14 protein-coding genes are annotated in these 17,612 nt (G+C 70.6%); 10 read left to right on the top strand and 4 right to left on the bottom strand.

Annotated features, from left to right (window positions below; genetic code table 11):
- Positions 1-16 precede the first annotated feature (16 nt).
- On the top strand, positions 17-1,666 hold the full coding sequence (locus ACK41C_RS10045) for an amidohydrolase (RefSeq protein ID WP_409653325.1): 1,650 nt from the start codon (positions 17-19) through the stop codon (positions 1,664-1,666).
- A gap of 4 nt (positions 1,667-1,670) precedes the next feature.
- Here ACK41C_RS10045 and ACK41C_RS10050 read toward each other — a convergent pair whose 3' ends face one another.
- Both ACK41C_RS10050 and ACK41C_RS10055 read right to left on the bottom strand, forming a co-directional pair.
- Entirely contained in the window at positions 1,671-2,303 is a 633-nt protein-coding gene (locus ACK41C_RS10050; protein WP_409653327.1) for a LysE family translocator, read from the bottom strand.
- A 48-nt stretch (positions 2,304-2,351) separates the two neighbouring features.
- Positions 2,352-4,250: a TonB-dependent receptor gene (locus tag ACK41C_RS10055; RefSeq protein ID WP_409653328.1), complete on the bottom strand. Its 1,899-nt coding sequence runs from the start codon at positions 4,248-4,250 to the stop codon at positions 2,352-2,354.
- A gap of 104 nt (positions 4,251-4,354) precedes the next feature.
- Between ACK41C_RS10055 and ACK41C_RS10060 the strand changes: the two genes are divergently transcribed.
- The 4 genes from ACK41C_RS10060 to ACK41C_RS10075 all read left to right on the top strand — a co-directional run bounded on the left by ACK41C_RS10060 (position 4,355) and on the right by ACK41C_RS10075 (position 8,202).
- Positions 4,355-6,439, top strand: a complete 2,085-nt coding sequence (locus tag ACK41C_RS10060) for a winged helix-turn-helix domain-containing protein (RefSeq protein WP_409653330.1) — start codon at positions 4,355-4,357, stop codon at positions 6,437-6,439.
- A 105-nt stretch (positions 6,440-6,544) separates the two neighbouring features.
- Entirely contained in the window at positions 6,545-6,871 is a 327-nt protein-coding gene (locus ACK41C_RS10065; RefSeq protein WP_409653332.1) for a PadR family transcriptional regulator, read from the top strand.
- Entirely contained in the window at positions 6,868-7,434 is a 567-nt protein-coding gene (locus tag ACK41C_RS10070) for a DUF1700 domain-containing protein (RefSeq protein WP_409653333.1), read from the top strand. The genes ACK41C_RS10065 and ACK41C_RS10070 overlap by 4 nt, the downstream gene beginning before the upstream one ends.
- Positions 7,435-7,452: 18 nt before the next feature.
- A complete protein-coding gene (locus ACK41C_RS10075; protein WP_409653334.1) occupies positions 7,453-8,202 on the top strand; it encodes a GIN domain-containing protein in 750 nt (249 codons plus the stop codon).
- On the opposite strand, the gene ACK41C_RS10080 is transcribed toward ACK41C_RS10075, so the two are convergent.
- The gene (locus tag ACK41C_RS10080) at positions 8,199-8,834 is read right to left on the bottom strand and encodes an arylesterase (protein WP_409653336.1); all 636 of its coding nucleotides are present in this window, start codon (positions 8,832-8,834) and stop codon (positions 8,199-8,201) included. The two genes, ACK41C_RS10075 and ACK41C_RS10080, sit on opposite strands and share 4 nt — an antisense overlap.
- 72 nt (positions 8,835-8,906) lie before the next feature.
- Here ACK41C_RS10080 and ACK41C_RS10085 point away from each other — a divergent pair, with 72 nt between their 5' ends.
- Together ACK41C_RS10085 and ACK41C_RS10090 are read left to right on the top strand one after the other, a co-directional pair.
- Entirely contained in the window at positions 8,907-9,590 is a 684-nt protein-coding gene (locus ACK41C_RS10085) for an ABC transporter ATP-binding protein (protein ID WP_409653337.1), read from the top strand.
- The gene (locus tag ACK41C_RS10090; RefSeq protein ID WP_409653339.1) at positions 9,587-12,106 is read left to right on the top strand and encodes an ABC transporter permease; all 2,520 of its coding nucleotides are present in this window, start codon (positions 9,587-9,589) and stop codon (positions 12,104-12,106) included. Before ACK41C_RS10085 ends, ACK41C_RS10090 begins: the two co-directional genes overlap by 4 nt.
- 4 nt (positions 12,107-12,110) lie before the next feature.
- On the opposite strand, the gene ACK41C_RS10095 is transcribed toward ACK41C_RS10090, so the two are convergent.
- Positions 12,111-13,529, bottom strand: coding sequence for a short-chain fatty acyl-CoA regulator family protein (locus tag ACK41C_RS10095; protein WP_409653340.1), 1,419 nt, complete (start codon positions 13,527-13,529; stop codon positions 12,111-12,113).
- Between the two features lie 142 nt (positions 13,530-13,671).
- Between ACK41C_RS10095 and ACK41C_RS10100 the strand changes: the two genes are divergently transcribed.
- The 3 genes from ACK41C_RS10100 to ACK41C_RS10110 are packed head-to-tail and all read left to right on the top strand — an operon-like array spanning position 13,672 to position 17,608.
- Complete coding sequence (locus tag ACK41C_RS10100; RefSeq protein ID WP_409653342.1) at positions 13,672-15,198, top strand: acyl-CoA carboxylase subunit beta; 1,527 nt, start codon at positions 13,672-13,674, stop codon at positions 15,196-15,198.
- A gap of 2 nt (positions 15,199-15,200) precedes the next feature.
- Positions 15,201-17,186: an acetyl-CoA carboxylase biotin carboxylase subunit gene (locus ACK41C_RS10105; protein ID WP_409653344.1), complete on the top strand. Its 1,986-nt coding sequence runs from the start codon at positions 15,201-15,203 to the stop codon at positions 17,184-17,186.
- Entirely contained in the window at positions 17,186-17,608 is a 423-nt protein-coding gene (locus tag ACK41C_RS10110) for a MerR family transcriptional regulator (RefSeq protein WP_409653345.1), read from the top strand. The genes ACK41C_RS10105 and ACK41C_RS10110 overlap by 1 nt, the downstream gene beginning before the upstream one ends.
- The last annotated feature ends 4 nt before the right edge of the window (positions 17,609-17,612 follow it).

A 17,612-nucleotide genomic window follows, 5' to 3' on the forward strand; every position in this document is an offset into this window, starting at 1 on the left:
GTTTTGTGAGGCGCCCATGCGTTCAGTTCTTCGCCCGCTCATCCTGACGGCCGCGCTTTTCCTCCCGAGCCACGTCGCAGCGCAGGATCTGCTGCTGCACGGCGGGCGGATCTATACCGGCGAGGGCGCCGCCTTCGTCGAAGCCTTGGCGGTGAACGACGGCAGGGTCGCGGTGGCCGGCTCCCTCGCCGATGCGCGCGCGGCGGTTCCCGGGGCGCGGGAGATCGACTTGATGGGCGCGGCCGCCTATCCAGGCCTGGTCGACGCCCACGCCCATCTTTCGGGTGTCGGTTTCCGGGAAATGACGCTGAACCTGGAAGGCGCGCCTTCCATCGCGGCGCTCGTCGAGCGGCTGAGCGCCTGGGTCGAGGCCCATCCCGGCGGAGAGCCGATCGTCGGGCGTGGCTGGATCGAGACTCACTGGCCCGAAGCGCGCTTTCCCACCCGCCAAGACCTCGACCGCGCGGTTCGGGACCGTCCGGTGGTGCTGACCCGAGCGGACGGTCATGCCTTGGTCGCGAATTCGGCCATGCTGCGGCTTGCCGGAATCGACCGGGCGACGCCGGCGCCGGAGGGCGGCGAAATCCTCAAGGATGCGGCGGGCGAGCCCACCGGCATGCTGATCGACAACGCCATGGGCCTCGTTCGCGACAAGGTCCCGCCGCCGTCTGCTGCGGCCCGGGCCGAGGCGGTGAAGCGCGGCGCCGACCTCTACGCCGCCCGCGGATGGACAGGCCTGCACAACATGGGCGCTTCGGAGGAGGAGATCGCGACCCAGCGCACGCTTGCTGCCCGGGGCGACCTGCCGATCCGCATCGACAACTACATGTCGGCCGAGGCCGGCGAGCGCGTGCTTCGCGAAGGTCCCTCGGCCGATACGACGGGTCTGGTGCGCGTGCGTGGGGTGAAACTCTACATGGACGGCGCGCTCGGCTCGCGCGGGGCGGCCCTGCTGGAGCCCTACGCCGACGCGCCGGGCGCCGGCCTGATCGTGACGCCGCCGGAGACGGTCGCCGCCGTCCTCGCCCGCGCGCGGGCCTCCGGCGCCCAGATGGCCGTCCACGCGATCGGCGACCGCGGCAACCGGCTGGCGCTCGACGCTTTCGAAAAGGCGTTCGAAGGCGACGCCGTGAGGCTGAAGGCGGCGCGCTGGCGCGTGGAACACGCCCAGGTGCTGAGCCCGCAGGACCTGCCGCGGTTCGCACGCCTCGGCGTCATCGCCTCCATGCAGCCCTCTCACGCCATTGGCGACCTGCACTTCGCCCCGGCCCGGCTGGGGGAGGCTCGGCTGAAGGGCGCCTATGCCTGGGAAAGCCTGATGAAGACCGGCGCGGCCCTGGCGGGCGGCTCGGATGCGCCGGTGGAGAAGGGCGATCCGCTGGTGGAGTTCTACGCCGCCGCCTATCGCCACGACCTTGCGGGCTTCGCCGGGCCGAACTGGGGCCTGGAGGAGGCCCTGAGCCGCGAGGCCGCCCTTTCCATCATGACCCGCGGCCCGGCCTTCGCGGCCCATCGGGAGGACGAGCTCGGCCTGCTGGCGCCGGGAAGGCTGGCGGACATCTCCGCCTTTTCGGTCGACTTGATGACCGCCCCCTTCGAGGAGATCGTCGGCGGTCGCGCGGTGCTGACCGTGGTCGGCGGGCGCGTCGTGTACGAAGGCCGTTAGCTGCTCAGCGGCGGGTGTCGAAAGCCATTCGCACGGCAAGGGCGCCGAGCACCGTGCCCATGAACCAGCGCTGGATCATGGCCCAGGTTGGCCGCGAAGCCAGGAACGCGGCCACGGATCCGGCGGCCAGGATCATCACGCTGTTCACCAGCAGGCTCGCGGCGATCTGCGTGCCCCCGAGGATCAATCCCTGCGCGAGCAGCCCCCCGCGCTCCGGGTGCATGAACTGCGGCAGGAGCGACAGATAGAGCACCGCGGCTTTCGGATTCAGGAGATTGGTGAGCAGGCCCATCGCGAAGAGCCGGCCGTCGCTGTGGGGCTGCAGCGGGCGAATGGAGAACGGCGACGCCCCGCCGGGCTTCAGGGCGTTCCACGCAAGCCAGCCGAGATAGCAGGCGCCGGCGATCCGCAGGATATCGTAGGCTAGGGGTACGGCCATCACGAGCGCGGTCAGGCCTACGACGGCGGAGACCATGTAGAAGGCGAAGCCCAGCGCCACGCCTGCGAGGGAGACGAATCCGGCGCGGTGGCCCTGCGAGATGGAGCGCGAGATCAGATAGACCATGTTCGGCCCGGGCGTCAGCGCCATGCCAAGCGCCACCAGAGCGAAGGCGATCCAGTCTGTCGCGGCGACCATGGCGGATTCCTCTTTCGGAGCCGCTATAGCGCGGTTCCCCGCCCGAACCTAACCGAAGCTCACGGTCAGCAACGCCCGGACCGTTCGCGGCGCGATGGGCCAGAGAATTCCACTTGTGGACGTCCACCAGCCCCGCTCGTCGGTGAGGTTGGAGGCGAGCAGGCGAAGGCTGGCGGGGCGATCGGCGAGTTCGAAACGCGCCCGCGCGCCGAGGCCCAGCGTGGTCACCGCCGGCGCCCGCAGGGTGTTGCGGCTGTCGGCGAAGGTCTCGCCGGTGTGGGCGAGCTGGGCGTCCACGGACCAGACGTCGGTCAGCCGATATTCCAGGCTGGCGTTGGCGATAAATTCGGCGATCCCGGGGGGGCGGGCTCCGACCACGCCGACCTCGACCAGCGGCCCCGAGACTTCCGGCTCGAAGGCGACGGCGCCGAGCACGATGTTGGTCCGCTCGCCGATGCGCCCGGAGAGTGAGGCCTCGACGCCGCGGTGGCTCACCTCGCCCACCAGGCCGAAGGTTCCGTCGGCGCGGAAGCCGTGGGTCGGCTTGGAAACTTCGAACACCGCCGCGATCAAGGTCAGATCGTCGTTGAAGGCGTGGCGGACGCCGAACTCCTTCTGGGTCGCTTCCACCGGCGCCAGCACCTCGTTGCGATTGAGCGCGCTCTGGGGCGCGAAGCCGGCTTCTTCCAGGCCCGTAACCCAGCTGGCGAACAGGCTGGTGGCGGGCGTCAGGCTCAAGACGGCCGACGCGTTGTAGAACCAGGCGCTTTCCTCGCCGCGGGTGGCGGGGCCGACCGGCGCCTGGACATCCTTTTCGTACCGCGTGCGATGAGCGCCCAGGCGTAGCTGCAGCCGGTCCTGCCAGACCAGGCCATAGCCCAGGCTGCCGGTGACCTGATCCACCCGATCAAGGCCGCGTGCGCCCGTCCAGGCGGGCTCGGGCGGGGCCGGGGCGCGTTCGCGAAGGTCGAAGGCGCCAAGCGGCACGGCCAGGCTCTGGGCGAGATCCACCTCGGAGCGCCGGACGCGGGCCGATACGCTGGCCAGATGGCTGACGGGTCCCGTCGTCACCACCCGCGAAAGCCGCGCCTCAAGGGAGTCCGAGGTCTGCGTTCTGTGTGGGTTCAGGAAGAGAGTCGCCGTGGCGGTTCCGTCTTCCCTCGCCTGGACCACCGTGAAGTCCGAACGGATGGGATCGAAGATGGAGCGGAAAGCCGAGGCGTCCAGCCGCCATCCCGAGAAGTCGCCGCGGTACAGAAGGCCGAAATTGATGTTCTGCGCCTCAACCCTCGCCCAGGCGGGCGAATAGTTGTGCAGCTTGGGGGGCGGGGATGGCGGCCCCGCAGCCGATGGCAGGACCCCGTAGTCGCCGTCGTAGTCGCGGCCGTACCAGGTGGCGAAGGCGCGCAGGAGGTGGTTCTCGGCCGGTCGCCAGCCGGCCACCAGGCCGAGGTCGACGGCGTCGCCGTTGGTTCCGCCGCCCCAGGTGTGATGCGGCCGGGCGATCGCCGCCCCGGCCAGGAATCGCGAACCGTCCGCCGAACGCCAGGAGCCGTCAGCCTGCAGGACCGGCGAAGCGAAGTCGCGAACGCCCGCCGTGATGTTGACGCCGTTCTCGGCGGCCGGCCCGCGCAGGCGGTAGTTCACAACCCCGGATGGGGCGGGATAGGCGAGCCGCGAGGCGTTGACGCCCACCCGCACGCTGACGCCACCGACGATGGGATCGTTCAAAGGCGCGGCGCGGACGAAGTAGTGATCCTCGATCCGATAGGCGCCGGAGGCTTGCAGGTCGAAGCCGCGCACCTGGCCCTCGCTGTAGAGACCCAGTTGCTCGATTCCCACGCGTTCCCCGAACGCGTCGGTCGCCGAGGAGACCACGCTTTCCTGGGCCAGGGCCGGGGCCGCGGCGAAGAGGGCCAGGGGGAGCAGCGCCGCCGAATATTGCATTCTTGTAACCTTGCGAAACCGGACTGTTCAGGCAGGGCGGTTTGTCCGATGCTCCGCGAGGGGCGGCGTGGCTGCGGGCGTGATTTATTCGTGATGGTTTCGCGATGAACGAACACGTGGCCATCCGGTGGCCCGAACTCTCCCTGGCCCGGGAGACGCCTTTCCGCCTGGCTGGGACGGAGGTTCGTCCCTCCGCGCTGGAGGTGGAGACCGACGGCCAGGTGACGGCGCTTGAGCCGCGGGTGATGAAGGTGCTGGTCGCCCTGCACCGGGCCCGGGGCGAGCCGGTCAGCCGCGACGAACTGATCGAGCTTTGCTGGGGCGGCCGTATCGTCACCGAAGGCGCGCTCAACCGCTGCGTCGCCCAACTCCGCAAGGCCCTCGCGGCCGACCCGCGCATCCGCTTGGACACCATCGCTACAGTGGGCTACCGACTGCAGGCCGATCGGCAGGGTACGCCGGAGCCGATATCCGAAGCGCGTCCTGCGCCCGCCCCGCCCGGCCGTGGACGGCTTCGGCTGGGGCTGGCCGGGGCTGGAGCCGTCGTCCTTCTGGCTGCGGCCGCCGCCGTCCTGGCCCTGCCCAAGCCGGTGACCTGGACGGCGGAAGCGTTCCACCCCCTGACCACCGAGATCGGCCTGGAGACCCATCCGGCGCTGTCGCCGTCGGGCGAGCAGATCGTCTACGCCCAGCGGACCGACATGCTGCAGACCCGCGACCTCTATCTGCGCAGCGTGGAGCAGGGGACGCCGGTGCAGATCACCACCGATCCCGCCGACGACTATGGCGCCGTCTGGTCGCCGCGCGGCGACCGAATCGCCTTCGTCCGCACGCCGGCCCAGGGGCCTTGCCGCGTCGTGGTGGTTCCCATTCCCCTGGGTCCGGAACGCGAGGTGGGGCGCTGCGTCTCGGCCGCCAGCATGCGGCTCACTTGGCTGGGTGAGGGGACGCTGGCGATCTCCGACCGGCCGACGGCCAGCGACATCTGGCGGATCCGGACCCTCGACATCCAGACCGGCGCGGTCGCCGATCTGACCGACCCGCCGGCCTCAACCCTGGGCGACGGAGACCCGGCCGCTTCGCCCGACGGCCGTTACGTCGTCTTCCGCCGGACCCTGCTGCATGGGGCCCACGACCTGTTCCTGAAGGACGTCCGCACCGGGCGCGAGCGCCCGCTCACCACCGACGGCTGGAAGGCGGCGGGCTATGTCTGGTCGGCCGACAGCCGCCACATCTTCTACGCTTCCAATCGCGGCGGGGAGTTCGGGCTCTGGACGGTGGACGTGCGCCGGGATGCGCCGCCGCAACGGGTCAGCCTGGGCTTCGGCCGGGTCAGTTTCAGTCGCATGTCGGCCGACCGCCGCAACCGCCTGGCCGTGGAGATTCCGACCGGCCGCACCAATCTGGCCGCCCTGACGGCGAACGGGGAAATCCTACCGGTCACCAACGCCAGCGGTTTCGACTGGCATCCGCGGGCCGCCGGCGACGGCGCGATCGCCTATGTCTCCGATCGGAGCGGCTCATTCGAACTCTGGGTCAACCGGCCAGACGGCGGCGACGTGCGCCTGACCTCCCTGCTCGGCAGCTATCTCGACTCCCCGGCCTGGTCGCCGGACGGCGCCAGCCTCGCCTTCGTGGTGGTGAAAGGGCGACGCTCGGACCTCTACACGATCGGGCGCGACGGTTCGCGGCTGCGGGCGATCACGTCGGACGGCCTCGACAAGCTCGATCCGGTTTTCGCGCCGGACGGCTCGGCCCTGACCTACGTGCAGCGCACGGAAGCGGGCTATCGCCTGATGCGGATCGAGACCGCGCCAGGCGCCCAGCCGGCTCCCGTATCGGGCGGGGAGGGCTGGCGCGCCCTGCGAGCGGGACCGGACGGGCGGCTGTTCGGCCTGCGGCAGGGGGAGGACCGGGTGCGCGCCCTCGACGGCGGATCTGCGCCGGAAATCCGCCTCGGCGACTACGACGCCTGGTCGCCCGGCGCCGACGGCGTCTATGTGGTCCGCGCGCCGCGAGGCGAGATTCCGATGCTCTGGCGGCATCCCTGGCGCGGCGCCCCGGAGCGGATCGGTCCGCTGCCCGGTTTCGACGGGGCGCTCTCGATGGACCCTCAGGGCCGCGCGCTCTTCAATCGCAACCTCGACAACCAAGTGGATATCGGCCTCGTCGACCTCGGCGCCAGCTAGTTTCCCCACCTTCCGGCGGCGGCGAAGCTTACTAACATGTAATGCACGCTACCTTGCATAAATCACTACCTTGCAGTATCCAGAAGCCACGTGGAGGTGCGCGACGTGGCGGAAGCCGTACAGATCCAGCTGAAGAAGGGGGTGCTCGAGCTCTGCGTGCTCGCGCTGCTCTCCAAGCACGACAGCTACGCCTACGAGATCGCGAGCCGGCTGGCCGAGGGGATCGATATGGGTGAAGGCACCATCTATCCGCTGATGCGGAGAATGCAGGCCGACGGCCTGGTGGACACCTATCTGGTCGAAAGCTCCGCAGGCCCTCCGCGGAAATACTACCGGCTCACCGAGGCCGGGAAGGAAAGCTTCGTGGCGCAGAAGGCCGAATGGGCAGCCTTCTCCCGCGCCGTGGAGGAGATCCTGGGAGGGGCCGAATGACCCGGCAAGAGTTCATCGACCGCCTGCGGCTGGGCCTCTCAGGTCTGCCGCCAAAGGCCATCGCCGAGTTCGTGGCCGACTACGAGGCCCACTTCGCCGAGGGCGAAGCCGCCGGACGCAGCGAGGCCGAGGTGGCCGAGGCCCTGGGCGATCCCGGGCGTCTGGCCCGCGAACTGCGCGCCGAGGCAGGACTGAAGCGGTGGGAGCAGGAACGCAATCCTTCCGCCGCCGCCGCCGCCGTCTTCGCGGTGCTGGGCCTCGGCGCTATCGATCTCCTGATCCTGCTGCCGATCCTGATGGGCGTGGCCGGAACCCTGTTCGGTTTCGCGGTTGGGGCGGTCGCCGTGTTCTTCGCCGGCGGCTTCGTCTTCGCCGCGGGACCGTTCCTGGATCCGCCAGGCGGCGTCGCCGCCGCAATGCTGGGCGGCATCGGCCTGATGGCGCTGGCGACCTCGGTGGGCGCGCTGCTCACCCTGATCGTCATCGGCCTGGTCAACGTCCTCGTCTGGTACGGGCGGCTGCACTACCGGCTGCTGAAGCCCGCCATCGAACCCCAAGCCTGACCTCGGATGAGCCTTCCCATGATCCGCGTCCTCGTCCTGATCTCGATCACCGGCTTCTTCGTGGCCCTCGTCGCCCTCTCCTCGGCCGTGGCCCTGGGCGGCCCCGAACTCGCCGCCCGCAACTGGCGTTGGACCTCCGACTGGTGGTTCGACCACGACCATGGCGTCCACCGGTCCAGCCCGACGGCCACGCGGGAGCTCGCCTGGGACGGCGCTTCGGAGCTCGACGTAGGCATCCGCGCGGAGGTCGAATACCTCCAGGGCGAAGGCCCGGGAACGGTGACGATCTCCGGCCCGCTGCGGCTAGTGTCGCAGGTGAAGCTCGACAACGGGCGGCTCTCCTACGAGGACGAGACCCGGTCGCGCCGCCGCCTGACCGTCCGGATCGTGGCGCCGGGCGTGACCCGGTTCCAGGTCAACGGCGACGATCGGCTGGACATCCGCGACTATGACCAGCCCGAGCTGGAGATCGCCGCCAGCGGCGCTTCGGAAGTGACGGCCCGCGGGCGCGCGGGAAACGTACGGCTCATTCTGTCGGGCGACGGAGAAGCCGACCTTGGCCAACTGGAGGCCGAAGCCGTGGACGCTCGCATCTCCGGCGACGCCGAGGCCCGCCTTGCGCCGAAGGCTTCGGCCGACCTGCGGGTTTCGGGATCCGGCGAAGCGACCCTGCTCACCCGGCCTGGCCGCCTGAACGTGGAGACCAGCGGCGCGGGACGGGTGCGGACCGAAGAGTCCTCGACCGCCGCCGACGGCGACAGCATTTAGCGCCGGGACGCCAGCGCCTTGGCGACCACGGGGGCCAGTCCACGGGCGATGACCGCCACCCCTTGCGCGTTCGGATGGAAGCCGTCGCGCTGGTTGAGCGCCGGCTGCCGGGCCACCCCCGCCAGCAGGTCGGGATAGAGGACCGCCCTGTGCGCACGCGCCACCGTCGGGAAGATCGCCTGGAACTCCGCCGCATAGGAGCGGCCGACGATGCTCGGCGGCTGCAGGCCGGCGATCACCAGCCCCACGCCGCGGGCCTTCAGCCGGGCGGCGATCCCGTCGAGATTGGCCCGGGTGCGCGCCGGTTCGATCCCTTGCAGCAGGTCGTTGCCGCCCAGGGCTACGACGCAGACGTCGGTATCTTTCTGGACGCTGAAATCGACCCGGGCCAGGCCGCCGGCCGTAGTGTCGCCCGAAACGCCGGCCCCACGCACCAGGGCGTTGGCGCCCAGGCGGTCGAGTTCGGCCTGCAGCCGGGCGGGAAGGGCGGCGCTGGCGGGCAGGCCATAGCCGGCGGTGATGGAATCTCCCAGCAGGGTCACGACCCGCCGCCGCTGCGCAAAGGCGGACGTCGGCGCGGCCAGGGCGGCCGCCACCAGGGCGCGGCGCGTGAGGGACGATGTTGAGCTCATTCCGACGCCCTATTTAGAACCCTTCTCGCCGGTCTCAATGCCGAAGGCCCGCGACATAATCGAGGTCATTGCGTGTCCGAACCCGACCTGCCGCTGGATGTGACCGACGTCGCCTTGACCTTGCCCTCCGCGGCTGGGCCGGTGGAGATCCTGCGCGATCTGACCTTTTCCGTGCGACCGGGTGAACGGGTGGCGGTCACCGGGCCGTCGGGATCGGGGAAGTCCTCGCTCATCGCCGTGGCGGCCGGACTGGAGCAGCCCACCGCTGGGCGTGTGAAGCTGTTCGGCCAGGATCTTTCCAAGCTCGGCGAGGACGGGCGGGCCCGGCTGCGCCGCGGGCGGGTGTCGCTGGTCTTCCAGGCCTTCCACCTGCTGCCCAACATGACCGCCGAGGAGAACGTCGCAGCCCCTCTGGAGATCGCCCGGGTCCGCGACGCGACCGCCCAGGCGCGCGCCTGGCTCGACCGGGTGGGGTTGTCGGCGCGGCTGAAGCACTATCCGCACCAGCTCTCCGGCGGCGAACAGCAGCGGGTGGCGCTGGCGCGCGCCCTGGCGCCGCGGCCTTCGCTCATCTTCGCCGACGAGCCGACCGGCAATCTCGACGCCGCCAACGCCGCCCACGTGGCCGACCTGCTGTTCGGCCTGGCGGCCGAGGAGCGCGCGGCCATGGTGCTGGTGACCCATGACGCCGCCCTTGCGGCGCGGGCGGATCGCATGGTCGCCTTGAGCGGCGGCCGGACGGCGCAACCGGCATGATCCCTCTCTCTTGGCGCTTCGCGGGCCGCGAGCTGCGTGCGGGGGTGCGCGGCTTCCGCATCTTCCTGGCCTGCCTGGCGCTGGGCGTGGCCGCCATCGCTGCGGCGGGCTCTACGGCGGAAGCTTTCCGATCCGGCCTGGCCGGCCAGGCCCGCGAGATCCTGGGCGGCGACCTGGCCCTGACGGTCGAACAGCGCCGCTTCGATCCTCAGGAGGTCGCGCTGGTCGAGAGCCTGGGCCGCACGGCCTGGGCCGTCGCGGTCCGCGCCATGGCCGAGGCGTCCTCGGGCGAGCGGCGGCTGGTTGAACTGCGGGGCGTCAGCGAGACCTATCCTCTGGCGGGCGAGGTCACCCTGGAGGGCGGCGGCGATCTCGCCCAAGCCCTGGCGCAACGCGACGGCCTCGCAGGCGCCGTGGTCGAGCGGGCGCTGATGGACCGGCTGGGCCTCTCGCTCGGCGATAGGTTGCTGGTGGGCGAGCTGGAGGTGCAGGTGAACGGCGTCCTGGTGCAGGAGCCGGACCGCCTGTCGCGCGGCTTTGCGTTGGGCCCGCGCGTCCTGGTGCGACGCCAGGCGGTGGAGCAGGCGGGCTTCCTCGAACCCGGTTTGCCGTTCGTAGAGACGGTGCGGATCGCCCTGCCGCCAGGCGCGCCGCTCGAGCCGGCGCGTGAGGCGCTGGAGAAGGCCGCCAAGGTCAGGCAGGCGCGGATCCGCGACCGCGAGGATGCGGCTCCCGGCGCCCGATGGCTGATCGATCAGCTCGAATACTTTCTGGGTTTCATCGGCCTGGCCTCGTTGGTGGCGGGCGGACTTGGCGTCTATGGCGCGGTCAGCGCCTTCCTCGAGGGACGCAAGCCCGCTATCGCCGCGCTGAAGGCGCTGGGCGCGGAAGGCGCGCTGATCCGCAACCTCTACCTCGTCCAGATCGGCGTCCTGGCGCTGGCGGGCGTCGCCATCGGCCTGACGGCGGGGGCGGCCGCGCCGTTCCTGATCGCCGGGCTGATCCCGGAGGATCTGCCCGTCCCGGCGCTGTTCTCCGTCTATCCTGAACCGCTGATGCGCGCAGGCGCCTTCGGCCTGCTCTCCGCGGCGGCGTTCTCGCTGGCCCCCCTGGCCCGCGCCCGGGCGACGCCGCCCGCCAGCCTGTTCCGGCGAGACATGCGCGGACGGCTGGGCCTCGGGGTGGAGACGGCGGGAGCCGCGCTGGCCGCCGCGGCGCTCGCCGTCCTGGCCGTCGCCACCGCGCCGACACCGCTCGCGGCCGGCGCGATGATCGGCGGGGTCGCGGTCGCCTTCGGCCTGCTCTTCGCCCTGGGCCTGGCCGCGGCCCGCGCCGCCGGAACCTTGCGCACCCGCACTCGCGGCGCGGTGCGGATCGGCCTGGCCAATCTCGCCGGCCCTCGCTCGGCGGCGCGCACCGCAGCGCCGGCCATCGGCCTGGGCGTCGCCTTGCTGGCGGCGGTGGTGCTGATCCAGTCCAGCCTCTTGCGCCAGGTGGCCGAGGTCGCGCCCCGCACGGCGCCGGCCGTGGTGTTCACGGAAATCCCGGGTGCGCGCGCCGAAGGCTTCGACGCCGCGGTGGCCGCCGCTTTTGGCCGAACGCTCGGGCGGGACGATTATCTCCGCGCGCCGATGCTCACCGGCCGCATCGTGCGCCGTAACGGCGAGCCGGTGGACCGCGAGACGATCCCCGAGCGCGAACGCTGGGCCTACGACAACGACATCTCGATCTCCGCCGTGGGCGCCGAGCCGCCGGGCGCCGGCGTGGTGGAGGGCCGCTGGTGGTCGGCCGACTACAGCGGCCCACCCCTGCTCGCGATGGAGGTCGAGGCCGCCAAGGGCGGCGGCCTCGCCGTGGGCGACACCGTGACGATCTCGATCCTCGGCCGTGAAATCGAGGCGAAGATTGCGGTGCTGCGCAAGGTGGACTTCGGCGGCTTCGGCCTGAGCTTCCCCCTGGTGCTGACGCCCTCAGCGATCGAAGGCGCCGAACCGCGCCACGTCGCCATCGCCAAGGCCAGTCGGGAGGAAGAGGCGGCGGCGATCCGCGTGCTGGGGGCTGAGTTCCCGGAGGTGAACGTGATCTCCGTGCGCGAGCAGCTGGAGGCGGCCACCGAACTCTTCGACCGGCTGGCGCTCGCCATCCGCAGCGCCGCGGCCGTGGCGGCGCTGGCCGGGCTGCTGGTGTTGACCGGCGCCATCGCCGCCGGCGCCCAGGCCCGCGCGCGGGAGGCGGCGATCCTCAAGGTGCTGGGCGCCTCGCGCCTGCAGGTGCTGGGGGCCTATGTGCTGGAATATGGCGCCGTCGGCGTCATCGCCGGGACGCTGGGCGTGGCCCTGGGCGCGGTCGCCGCCTGGCCGGTGGTGACGCAGGTCTTCAAGGCCGACTGGGCGGTGGACTGGTCGGGCGTGGCGGCCCTGGTCGCCGCCTCGGCCGTGCTGGCGGGCCTGGGCGGGCTGCTGGCAGCCCTGCAGGCGTTGGCGCGGCGGCCGGCCGCCACCCTGCGCGCCGAATAGGGCGCTAGGCCTCGGGCGTCAGGGAGAAGGGCACCACCGCCCGTTCGTGCCGGGGCACCCGGAAGCCGCGGTCCACGGGCGGGAAGGCCCGCTGCGGGCAGGCGTCGCGCTCGCAGATCCGGCAGCTGACCCCGATCGGCGTGGCCGGCCCCTTCAGATCCAGGCCGTCGGAATAGATCAGCGCGTCGCTGTAGCGCGCCTCGCAGCCCAGCCCCAGGGCGTAGCGGCGCGGAGGCGCCTGGTGCGAGCCGGAGCGCTTCTGCACCGACCAGGCCATGCAGAGATAGCGCACCCCGTCCGGCATTTCGGCCAGCTGGACCAGCGTCTTGCCATCGTGACCGAAGGCTTCGTGCACGTTCCAGAGCGGGCAGGCGCCGCCGAAGCGCGCGAACTGGAAGCGCGTGGCGCTGTGGCGCTTGGTGATGTTCCCCGCCAGGTCGATCCGCACGAAGTAGAACGGAATCCCCCGCGCGCCAGGCCGCTGCAGGGTGCTCAGGCGATGGCAGGTCTGCTCGATGCTGGACTGGAAGCGCAGCGCCAGCGCGTCGATGTCGTGCCGCAGGGCCTGGGCCGCGCTGCGGAACTGTTCGTAGGGCATCACCAGCGCCCCGGCCGCATAGTTGGTCAGGCTGATGCGGCAGATGGCGGCCGCCGCCGCGCTCTTGAGCCCGGCCGCGGCGAGTTCGGCCTCGATCAGCGGCGAGAGCTCCCGCGCCGCCAGGTGATAGGCCATCTGGAAGGCGCGCGTCTCCGGCGGATGGGCGGCGTTGAGGGCCAGGACCCCGGAGCCGGGTTCGAACCGGTGCAGCAGCTCTTCCTCGGCGACGTAGGCCACGCGCACGCCGAAGGCTTCGGCCAGATAGCTCTCCAGCACCCGGTCCAGGGCGCTGGCGGTCGGCAATCCCACGCGGCCTGCGAGCGCCTCGGCCGCTGCGTCGAGCGCGTGCAGGTAGTTGTCGGTGTAGTGGAAGAAATCCCGCACCTCTTCGTAGGGAAGCTGAGCGCTGGCCGCGCCCATCTCGTCCAGGGCCACGGCTTCCTCGGTGGTTTTCAGGCGCTCGTCGAGGCGGTGATAGGCGCGATGCAGGTCGAGATAGAGCCGCGCGAGGCTCGGCGCATGGATGGCCGCGGCCCGCAGTTCCGACAGCGGCGGCGGGGAGCCGCCGAGGCCTGCATCGGCGATGGCCTCCCGCAGATCAGCGATCAGGCGTTGATCGTCGTCGGCGTCGAAGGCGGAGGCCGGCGCGTCGAAGGTCTCCACCAGCGCCATCAGCACCCGCGAGGTCACCGGCCGCTGGTTGGCCTCGATCTGCGACAGATAGCTGATGGAAACGCCCAGCCGGCGCGCGCACATCTCAAGCCGCCAGCCCCGCGCCTCGCGCAGGCTGCGCACCTTCGGGCCGATAAAGAGCTTCGGTCGCATTTTGCAATTTCACAAATCGATGAGGCCGATTGGCGAATGTTTCGCACGTTCTGGCTTGAGAAACACGGCCGTTCTGCGCTCTACCTTGGGTCACCTCGCGTCACCGACGCCTCCGTCACCTACGCAATTTCACGAAGTGCGCATGAAGCAGATCCTCGAAGAGCTGGAGCGGCGGCGCTCCGAAGCCCGGGCCGGCGGCGGCGAACGCCGCGTCGCCGCCCAGCACGCCAAGGGCAAGCTGAGCGCCCGCGAACGGCTGGACCTGCTGCTCGACGAGGGCTCCTTCGAGGAGTTCGACATGTTCGTCGAGCACCGGGGGACCGACTTCGGCATGGCCGACCAGAAGGTGCCCGGCGACGGGGTGGTGACCGGCTGGGGCACGATCAACGGCCGGGTGGTGTTCGTCTTTTCCAAGGACTTCACGGTGTTCGGCGGCTCGCTTTCCGGGGCGCACGCGCGAAAGATCGTGAAGGTGCAGGAGCAGGCGATGAAGGTCGGCGCGCCGATCATCGGCCTGTTCGACGCCGGCGGCGCCCGCATCCAGGAAGGCGTCGACTCGCTCGCCGGCTACGCCGACATCTTCCTGCAGAACACCCTGGCCTCGGGCGTCATCCCGCAGATCAGCGTCATCATGGGGCCGTGCGCCGGCGGCGACGTCTATTCGCCGGCGATCACCGACTTCATCTTCATGGTGAAGGACACGAGCTACATGTACGTGACCGGCCCCGATGTGGTGAAGACGGTCACCCACGAAGAGGTCACCCACGAGGAACTGGGCGGCTATCGCATCCACGCCCTGAAGAGCGGCGTGGCCGACGGCGCATTCGAAAACGACCTGGAGGCCCTGACCCAGATCCGGCGCCTGGTCGACTTCCTCCCCTCTTCAAATCGCCAGGCGCCGCCGACCCGCGAGCCCTATGACGAGCCCGACCGGATCGAGATGAGCCTGGACAGCCTGGTTCCGGCTAACCCCAATAAGCCCTACGACATGAAGGAGCTGATCCTGAAGGTCGTGGATGAGGCCGACTTCTTCGAGATCGGGCCGGACTTCGCCAAGAACATCGTCTGCGGCTTCGCCCGCATGGACGGCCGGCCGGTGGGGATTGTCGCCAACCAGCCGCAGGTTCTGGCCGGCGTGCTGGACATCGACGCCTCGCGCAAGGCGGCCCGTTTCGTGCGCTTCTGCGACGCCTTCGGCCTGCCGCTGGTGACCTTTGTCGACGTGCCGGGCTTCATGCCGGGCACCCGCCAGGAGCAGGGCGCCCTGATCCGCCACGGCGCCAAGCTCCTGTTCGCCTATGCTGAGGCCACGGTGCCGAAGGTGACGCTGATCACCCGCAAGGCCTATGGCGGCGCTTATGACGTGATGAGCTCCAAGCACATCCGCGGCGACGTGAACTACGCCTGGCCGACGGCGGAAATCGCAGTGATGGGCTCCAAGGGGGCGGTGGAGATCATCTTCCGCAACCAGGACGCCGAAGCCCTGGCCGAGCGGGAAGCCGAGTACAAGGAGCGGTTCGCCAACCCGTTCGTCGCCGCCAGCCGCGGCTATATCGACGACGTGATCATGCCGCACTCGACCCGCCGCCGGATCGTGCGGGCGCTCTCCAACCTTCAGGGCAAGCAGCTGACGAACCCCTGGAAGAAGCACGACAACATTCCGCTGTGACCATGTTCTCCAAGATCCTCATCGCCAACCGGGGCGAGATCGCCTGCCGCATCATCGGCACCTGCCGCCGGCTCGGCATCGCCACGGTCGTGGTCTATTCGGAAGCCGACGCCGACTCGCTCGCGGTGGAAATGGCCGACGAGGCGGTGTTCATCGGCCCGCCGCCGGCCGCCCAATCCTACCTCGACGCCGACAAGATCGTCGCAGCCTGCCGCGAGACCGGTGCGGAGGCGGTGCATCCGGGCTTCGGCTTCCTTTCGGAAAACGCCGCCTTCGCCCAGCGACTGGCCGATGAGGGGATCGTCTTCATCGGCCCCAATCCCGGCGCGATCTCGGCCATGGGCGACAAGATCGAGTCCAAGCGTTTCGCCGCCAAGGCCGGCGTCAGCACCGTGCCGGGGCACGTGGGCGAGATCGCCGACGTGGCGGAGGCGGTCCGCATCTCCGAGGAGATCGGCTATCCGGTGATGATCAAGGCCTCGGCCGGCGGCGGCGGAAAGGGCATCCGCGTCGCCTGGAGCCGCAAGGACGTCGAGGAGGGCTTTCCCGCCGTCCGCGCCGAGGCCAAGGCCTCGTTTGGCGACGACCGCATCTTCATCGAGAAGTTCATCGAGAGCCCCCGGCACATCGAGATCCAGGTGCTGGGCGACAAGCACGGCAACGTCGTGCACCTGTTTGAGCGCGAGTGCTCCATCCAGCGCCGGAACCAGAAGGTCATCGAGGAGGCGCCGAGCCCGCTTCTCGACGAGGCCACCCGCGCGGCCATGGGCGCCCAGGCCGTCGCCTTGGCCAAGGCCGTCGGCTACGACAGCGCCGGCACGGTGGAGTTCGTGGCCGGCCAGGACAAGAGCTTCTTCTTCCTGGAGATGAACACCCGTCTGCAGGTGGAGCATCCGGTGACCGAGCTGATCACCGGGATCGACCTGGTCGAGCAGATGATCCGCGTGGCCGCCGGCGAGAAGCTGAGCTTCGCGCAGAACGACCTATCCATCGACGGTTGGGCGATCGAAAGCCGGATCTACGCCGAAGACCCCTATCGCGGGTTCCTGCCCTCCATCGGACGGCTGGTCCGCTATTCGCCGCCGGAGGAGGGCTCGACGCCGGATGGCGCGCGGGTGCGCAACGACGCCGGCGTGCGCGAGGGCGACGAGATCTCGATGTTCTACGACCCGATGATCTCCAAGCTTTCCACCTGGGCTCCGACCCGCGACCAGGCCATCGACGCCATGGCCGCGGCGCTGGAGCGGTTCCATATCGAAGGCCTGGGCCACAATGTGCCCTTCCTGGCCGGGGTGATGGACCAGGACCGCTTCCGCTCGGGCAAGCTCTCCACCAACTACATCAAGGACGAGTTCCCGGAGGGCTTCCACGGCCTGGCTCCGGATGAGTTCCAGCGGGACGTGATGACGGCGGTCGCCTGCGCCATGCACCGCGTCCTCTCGCGGCGGGCGAACCCCAAGGCGACGCGCGACGAATGGATCGTGGTCGGGGCCGGCGAGCCCCGGCGCGTGCAACTCGCCGAGGCCGGCGGAGCCCTGCGTATCGCCTTCCCCGACACTCCGGGCGAGGGCCTTCTGCTGGACGAGATCGACTGGCGGCCTGGCCGCCCGGTGTTCGCCGGCCGTCTGGGCGCGCAGCCCTTCGCCGCGGCGGCGGCGCCCCTCGGCGAAGGCTTCCGCATCCGCCATCGGGCGGCGAGCGCGCACGTGCTGGTGCTGACCCCGCGCTCGGCTGAGCTGCACGCCAAGCTGCCGCCGAAGAAGGCCGCCGACACCGCCAAGCTGATCCTGTCGCCGATGCCGGGCCTCGTGGTGTCGCTGGACGTCGTCCCCGGCCAGGAGGTCAAGGCCGGCGAACAGGTGGCCGTGGTCGAGGCCATGAAGATGCAGAACATCATCCGCGCCGAGCGGGATGGAAAGGTGAAGGCGACGGGCCCCCAGCCGGGCGACCCGGTGGCGGCCGACGACGTATTGGTGGAGCTGGCCTGATGTCGATGCGCAATGGACGAAACCTGTCCGACGTCACCCTGACGGACGTGATGCGGATGTACGGCGTGACCGCCCGGGCGGTGCGCTATTATGAGGCGGTGGGCCTGATCGAGACCGCCCGCGACCGCCGGAACTGCCGCACCTACGACGCCCGCGCCCGGGAACGCCTGCGGCTGATCGTGGAGCTGCGCAAGGCCGGTGTCGCCATCGAAGACATCCGCGAGGTGCTGGACGCCGATTACGACCGTGACGCCATGGCCGCGGCGGTGGAGAAGCTCTCCCTCCGCATCGCCCGGCTGGAGGCCGAGCGGGAGGTCGCCGCCCAGGTCATGCGCCGCTTCGACGACGCCCTGCAGGCGCCGGAACGCCCGCAGGTCGGCCGCGGCGGGCAGGCCCCCTTGAGAGCCGCCGCCACGGCCTGAGCGT

Origin of the sequence: Phenylobacterium sp. (assembly GCF_046290725.1) — a bacterium.
GTDB lineage: Bacteria > Pseudomonadota > Alphaproteobacteria > Caulobacterales > Caulobacteraceae > Phenylobacterium.